4 protein-coding genes and 1 pseudogene are annotated in these 6,580 nt (G+C 70.2%); all 5 read left to right on the forward strand.

Features of this window, described 5'->3' with window-relative positions; translation table 11 throughout:
- A pseudogene (locus ACK5F2_RS05850) lies at window positions 1-190 on the forward strand (hypothetical protein); the annotation flags it as partial.
- Between the two features lie 143 nt (window positions 191-333).
- Window positions 334-1,698, forward strand: a complete 1,365-nt coding sequence (locus tag ACK5F2_RS05855) for an MBL fold metallo-hydrolase RNA specificity domain-containing protein (RefSeq protein WP_409863447.1) — start codon at window positions 334-336, stop codon at window positions 1,696-1,698.
- A gap of 19 nt (window positions 1,699-1,717) precedes the next feature.
- Window positions 1,718-2,989: an MgtC/SapB family protein gene (locus ACK5F2_RS05860; protein WP_409863449.1), complete on the forward strand. Its 1,272-nt coding sequence runs from the start codon at window positions 1,718-1,720 to the stop codon at window positions 2,987-2,989.
- Window positions 2,986-4,887, forward strand: a complete 1,902-nt coding sequence (mnmC, locus tag ACK5F2_RS05865; RefSeq protein WP_409863451.1) for an FAD-dependent 5-carboxymethylaminomethyl-2-thiouridine(34) oxidoreductase MnmC — start codon at window positions 2,986-2,988, stop codon at window positions 4,885-4,887. Before ACK5F2_RS05860 ends, mnmC begins: the two co-directional genes overlap by 4 nt.
- A gap of 106 nt (window positions 4,888-4,993) precedes the next feature.
- Window positions 4,994-6,544, forward strand: a complete 1,551-nt coding sequence (locus ACK5F2_RS05870; protein ID WP_409863453.1) for a methyl-accepting chemotaxis protein — start codon at window positions 4,994-4,996, stop codon at window positions 6,542-6,544.
- The last annotated feature ends 36 nt before the right edge of the window (window positions 6,545-6,580 follow it).

Here is a 6,580-nt window from a genome sequence, read left to right on the forward strand (position 1 = left end):
CCCCGGCGGTGGTGGCGGTGGTGGCCGTCCGCAGGGACAGGGTGCCGCGCCCCGCACCCAGGGCCAAGGCCAGGGCGGCCGTCCGGCCCAGGCCGGCGCCCCGCGCCGCGATGGTGCTCGCCCCGCGCAGGGCGGCGGCGGCCGCTCCGGCGGCGCACAGGCTGGCCGCGGCGGAGCGCCCAAGCGCTGAGCCTGCGATCCGGGCAGGGCGCACCCGCCCTGCGATCGCCCCCCGGCTTCTGCGGCCCGCCTCGGCGGGCCGCTTGACTTCCGTCAATCCTCACCCACCTCCCCCATGGTCGAATCCGCAGCACTCACTGCCCGGATGCCACCATGAAGCTCAGCTTTCTCGGCGCTGCCGACACCGTCACCGGCTCGCGTCATCTGCTGGATACCGGCAGCCAGCGTCTGCTGCTGGACTGTGGCCTGTTCCAGGGCTTCAAGGCCCTGCGCGAGCGCAACTGGGCGCCGCTGGGTGTGCCGCCCCAGGGACTGGATGCCGTGCTGCTCTCGCACGCCCATCTGGACCACAGCGGCTATCTCCCGGCTCTGGTGCGCCAGGGCTTCAAGGGCCCCATCTTCTCTACAGGCGCAACGCGCCAGCTCTGCGAGGTGCTGCTGCTGGATGCGGCCAAGCTGCAGGAGGAGGACGCCCGCCATGCCAACCGCCACCACACCAGCCGCCATGAGAAGGCGCTGCCGCTATATAGCAGCGGCGATGCCAAGAAGGCGCTCGCACATTTCGTGGGCCTGCCGCGCGACGGCCGGCTGCGCCTCAAGGACTGCGAGATCCGCTTCACGCCCGTCGGGCATCTGCTGGGCGCCAGCGCCATCCGCATCGAGAACGACGCCGGTCGCAGCCTGCTCTTCTCCGGCGATGTGGGTCGCGGCAATGACCTGCTGATGCCCCCACCCCAGCAACCCCAGGGTGCCGAGGTGCTGCTGATCGAGTCCACCTATGGCAACCGACTGCACGCGCCCGAGGACGTGCAGGCCCGTCTGGCCCAGATCATCCGCGCCACCCTGGCGCGCGGTGGCAGCGTGCTGCTGCCCAGCTTTGCCGTGGGCCGGGCCCAGGCCCTGATGCTGGTGCTGCAGCGCCTGCGCGAGGCCGGCGAGCTGCCCCGCCATGTGCCCATCCTGCTGGACAGCCCCATGGCCGCCCTGGCCGCCGAAATCACGCGCCGCAACGGTCGCCTGCTGCGCATCAGCCCGCGCGAGCTGGCCACGCTGGATGACGGCGTCACTCTGATCAGCAAGCAGGCCGACTCGCTCAAAGCCGCGGTGCGCGCCATGGGCCGGCCCAGCATCATCATCTCGGCCAGCGGCATGGCCACCGGCGGTCGGGTGCTCAACTACATCAAGACCCTGGCCCCGGGTGCGCGCCACCACATCGTTTTCCCCGGCTTCCAGGTGGGCGGCAGCCGCGGCGCCAAGATGGTGGAGGGGGCGCGCGAGATCAAGCTGCAGGGCGAGTATGTGCCGGTGAACGCCCAGGTCAGCCATCTGGACGGCTTTTCGGGGCATGCGGATGCGGATGGCCTGATGGCCTGGCTGCGCGGCCTGGACCGCGCACCGGAGCAGGTCTTCGTGGTCCACGGCGACCCGGCCGCCAGCGATGCGCTGCGCAGCCGCATTCAGGACGAACTGGGCTGGCGGGTACGCGTGCCCCAGCATGGCGAGACCGTGAACCTCTGATCAGGGCTTTCAGCGCTTCATGGTCGATTGGCAGCAGTTGTTCGGTGCCCAGGCACCGCTGGCGGTGGGCCTGCTCGTGGCCCTGGGTGGCGGTCTGCTGGTAGGGCTGGAGCGAGAGCGTCGCAAAGGTCATGGTCCACGCCGGGAAGCCGCCGGCCTGCGCAGCTTCGCCCTGGTGTCGGTGGCCGGCGCCTTGGCCCATGGACTGGCAGTGCCCGGCTTGCTGCCGGCGGGCGCCCTGGCCATCGGCGGCCTGGCCGCCCTCGCCTACTGGCGTCAGGCCCCGCGCGATCCGGGCCTGACGACCGAGGTTGCCCTGCTCCTGGTCTATCTGATCGGCGCGCTCAGCCTGCAAACCCCCGCCCTGGGCGCCGCAGCCGCGGTGCTGATGACCATGCTGCTGGCGGCCCGAACCCGCTTGCACCACTTTGCCACCCGGGTCCTGACCGAGCAGGAACTGCATGACGGCCTGGTGCTGGCGGCCCTGGGGCTGATCGTGCTCCCGCTGATGCCGACGGAGCCCATCCCCTGGCTGGCCGGACTCAAGGCCCAAACCCTGCTGGGCCTGGTGACCTTGCTGCTGCTGCTGCAGGCAGCCGGCCATGTCGCCTTGCGCGCCCTGGGTGCACGTCTGGGTCTGGCACTGACGGGGCTGTTCTCGGGCCTGGTGTCCAGCACCGCCACCATCGCGGCCATGGGCAGCCGCACCCGCGCCCAACCCGAGCTGCTGCGAGCCTTTGCCGCGGCAGCCGTGATGTCCACCGCCGCCACCTGGCTGCAGGCGGCCGTGATGCTGGGCAGCCTGGCCCCCGCCCAGCTCAGCCATATCGCGCCGGCCTGTGCGGCTGGCACCCTCTGCGCGCTTCTGGTCGCGCTCCTGCTGGCCCGGGGCACGCCCGCGGTGGCCGCCGGCCCCGGCAGCGGAGGCCCCCTGCGACTGCGTGAAGCGCTGCTGGTCGCTGCCTTGCTCAGCGCCGTCAGCGCCCTGGTGGGCTGGGCCAACCAGCGTTTTGGTGATCAAGGCCTGCTGGCTTCGGTGGCCGTGGCCGCCTTCGCCGATGCCCATGCCCCCATGGCTTCCCTGGGCAGCCTGGCGGCCCAGAACCGCATCACGCCAAATACCCTGAATACCGCCATGCTGATCACCATAGGCTGCAACTCCCTGACGCGCGCGATCACCGCCTTGCTCGCCGGGGGCTGGCAGTACGCCCGCTGGCTCATCGCCGCCCTGCTGCTGTCCTGGTGTGCAGCAGCGGCCCTGGGCTTTGGCATACTCGCCGCCCTGCGATGAAGACTGCTCCCATTGTTCCGGCCCGCGTGGATTTCTCCGACGCCGAGGTTGCCCAGGCACCAGATTACGGCGATGTCTACCATGCACGTGCCGGTGCCTTTGCCCAGGCCCGCCATGTCTTTCTGGGCGGCAACCAGCTGCCCGCGCGCTGGCAGGGCCGCACGCGCTTCGTAGTCCTGGAGACCGGCTTCGGCCTGGGCAACAACTTCCTGGCCACCTGGGCCGCATGGCGCGAGGATGCACAGCGCTGCGAGCGCCTGGTCTTCATCAGCATCGAGAAGCACCCACTCACCCGAGAGGATCTGGCCCGCGCCCATGCCCGCAGCCCCGCCCCCGAGCTGGCGGCCCAGCTGCTGGCGGCCTGGCCGCCACTCACGCCCAATCTGCACAGCCTGAGCTTCGAGCAGGGCCGCGTGCGCCTGCTGCTGGCCCTGGGCGATGCACGCGAGTGGCTGCGCGAGCTGGTGGCGGAGGTGGATGCCATCTACCTGGACGGCTTCGCCCCGGCTCGCAATCCGGAGATCTGGGATCCCTGGCTGCTCAAGTCCCTGGGCCGCTTGGCCGCAACAGGCTGTACCGCCGCCACCTGGAGCGTGGCCCGCCCGGTACGCGACGGTCTGAGCAGCGCCGGCTTCGCAGTGGAGAAGGCACCAGGCTTCGCCGCCAAGGGACAGATGAGCGTGGCCCGCTACACGCCCCGCCACGCCGTGCAGCGTCCGCCGGGCCGGCAGCCCCTGGCAGCGCAGGCCCGCGAGGCCCTGGTCATCGGTGCAGGGCTGGCCGGTGCGGCCTGCGCCCATGCGCTGGCGCGGGAGGGTGTAGCCGTCACGGTGCTGGAAGCCCATGCACAGAGTGCCAGCGAAGGCTCAGGCAACCCAGGCGGGCTGTTCCACGGCACCTTCCACGCCAGCGACGGTCTGCATGCCCGCTTCAATCGCGCCGCCGCCCTGGCCACCCAGCGCCTGCTGGCCGAGCTGCCCGCACTGCCCTGGCTCCAGGCAGGCTTGCTGCGACTGGAGAGCAAGCTCGACCATGAAGCCATGCGGGCCTTGCTGCAGGGGCAAGGTCTGCCCCCCGACTATCTGCAGGCGCTGGGCGCCGCCGATGCGGCCACCCGCTCGGGCCTGCCGCTGCAAAGCCCTGCCTGGTTCTATCCAGGCGGTGGCGCCCTGCCGCCCCGCGCCTATGTGCAAGCGATGCTGCAAGCCGCGCAAGCCCGGCTGCTGACGCAGCGCCCCGTGGCCGCCCTGCGAGCCTGTGGAGCGGGCTGGCAGGCCCTGGACGGCGAAGGTCGGATCCTGGCGCAGGCCCCGGCCCTGGTTCTGGCGGGCGGCCAGGCCGGTCTGCCCCTGCTGCAGGGCTTGATGCCCGACCTGCCCTTGATGAGTCTGCGCGGACAACTCAGCCACCTGAGCCAGGCCAGCCCCCTGCCCCATCTGCCCGTGGCCGGCGCCGGCTATGCCCTGGCCGACGGCCAGGGCGGCTTGTGGTGTGGCGCCACGGTACAGGCCGACGATACGGACCCCGAGCTGCGGGACAGCGATCAGGACAGCAATCTTTCGCAATGGGCCGAACTGGCGGGTCTGCCCCAGCCTCCCCGGGCACCCTTGGCCGGACGCGTGGGATGGCGCCTGGTGACGCCGGACCGCCTGCCCCTGGTGGGCGGCCTGCCGGCCCCGGAGCAAACTGGGCGCCAGGATCTGCTGCGCGGACTGAAACGCCTGCCGGGCCTGGTGCTTTGTACCGCCCTGGGTTCACGCGGCATCAGCTGGGCCGCGCTGGCTGGCCAAGTCGCCGCGGCCCAGCTCTGTGGCAGCCCCGTGCCGCTGGAGGCAGAACTGCTGGATGCGATAGATCCTGCACGCTTTGCCTTGCGCCGGGTGCGCAAGGCGCACTAGCAATTCAGGTTTTCCCTGACACTGCCGAAATAGTAGGAATTCGGCCAAAGCCTGCCGCCACGATGCGGCCCCAACAACTAGGCCGCTCGCTCATGGAGAACTCTTGATGTTGCGCTCACTGTTTTCTGGCCGGTCCATCGGCCAGCGCCTCTCTGCTGTCCTGACCCTGGTCTTGCTGATCGCCTTCACGGGTTCGGGCCTGGGCTACTGGGCCCTGTCCCGCGTGGCATCGGAAACCGAGGAGATGTACAAGAGCTCCCTGGTCACGGAGCGCCTCGCCAGCGACTGGTATCGCAACATCACCAATGGCGTGAACCGCACCAGCGCCATCGCCGTCAGCGCCGACCCCAGCCTGGCCGAGTTCTTCGCCGCCACGGCCGCCGAGTCGACCAAGCAGTCCACCGAGCTGCAGAAAAAGCTCGACGAGCTGCTGACGACACCGCAGGAGCGCCAGGGCTTCGAAAAACTGTCCGAGGCCCGCAAGGCCTATCTGGCCAGCCGCGACGCCGTCTCCGCGGCCAAAAAGGCCGGGGAAGCGGACAAGGCCCGCCAGATCTTTGACAGCCAGTTTCAGCCCGCTGCCACGGCCTTTCAGGACGCCATGAAGCAGATCGTGCAGGACCAGCGCGAGCAGCTGGACGCCGCCAACAAGCGTCTGGAAGCGGCCAACAGCACCGCGCGCACAGGCCTGGTGCTGTTCACGCTGTTTGCCCTGGCTCTGGCCGTGGCCCTGACGCTGTGGCTGACCCGCTCCATCACCGGTCCGCTGCGCGAGGCCGTGGGCGTGGCCGACGCGATCTCCCATTTCGACCTCACGCGCCGCATCGAAGTCCGCAGCCAGGATGAGACCGGCCAGCTGCTGCGTTCCCTGCAAACCATGCAGGGTGAGCTGATCCGGCTGTTTGGCGAGGTGCGTGGTGCGACCGACAGCATCAGCACCGCCAGCGCCGAGATCGCCTCGGGCAATCATGACCTTTCGGCCCGTACCGAGCAGACGGCCTCGAACCTGCAGCAAGCTGCCGCCTCCATGATGCAGCTGACCGGCACCGTGCGTCAGACGGCCGATTCGGCCCTGACCGCCAACCAGCTGGCCAGCTCGGCCGCCGAGGTCGCCCAGCGCGGTGGCACGGTGGTGGGTCAGGTGGTGGCCACGATGGAGGACATCAGCGCCAGCTCGCGCCGCATCAGCGACATCATCGGCACCATCGACGGCATCGCCTTCCAGACCAATATCCTGGCCCTGAATGCGGCCGTGGAAGCAGCACGTGCCGGCGAGCAGGGGCGTGGCTTTGCGGTGGTGGCCGGCGAGGTGCGACTGCTGGCCCAGCGCTCGGCCGAGGCCGCCAAGGAAATCAAGAGCCTGATCGGCGCCAGCACCGAACGCGTGGAATCCGGCACCCAGCTGGTTCAGGACGCCGGCAAGACCATGGGCGATATCGTGGCCAGCGTGCAGCGGGTCTCGGACATCATCGGCGAGATCAGCGCCGCCGCCCGCGAGCAGAGCGACGGCATCAACCAGATCAATGCCGCCGTGAATCAGCTGGACCAGATGACGCAGCAGAATGCCGCCCTGGTCGAGGAAGCCGCCTCGGCGGCCGAAAGCCTGAAGGAACAGTCCGGCCGCCTGGCCGGCGCCGTGAGCGTCTTCAGGCTCTGAGCCTGGCCGGGTCCGCCAGGACCCGACCCTGAGCGC

The sequence above is a fragment of the Roseateles sp. genome, from assembly GCF_046300915.1.
In the GTDB taxonomy this organism is placed as follows: Bacteria; Pseudomonadota; Gammaproteobacteria; order Burkholderiales; family Burkholderiaceae_C; genus Kinneretia.

Excerpts from the sequence above, each read along its gene's own strand:
- ACK5F2_RS05855 (WP_409863447.1), top strand. The coding sequence starts at position 334 with ATGAAGCTCAGCTTTCTCGGCGCTGCCGACACCGTCACCGGCTCGCGT.
- mnmC (WP_409863451.1), top strand. The coding sequence starts at position 2,986 with ATGAAGACTGCTCCCATTGTTCCGGCCCGCGTGGATTTCTCCGACGCC.
- ACK5F2_RS05860 (WP_409863449.1), top strand. The coding sequence starts at position 1,718 with ATGGTCGATTGGCAGCAGTTGTTCGGTGCCCAGGCACCGCTGGCGGTG.
- ACK5F2_RS05870 (WP_409863453.1), top strand. The coding sequence starts at position 4,994 with ATGTTGCGCTCACTGTTTTCTGGCCGGTCCATCGGCCAGCGCCTCTCT.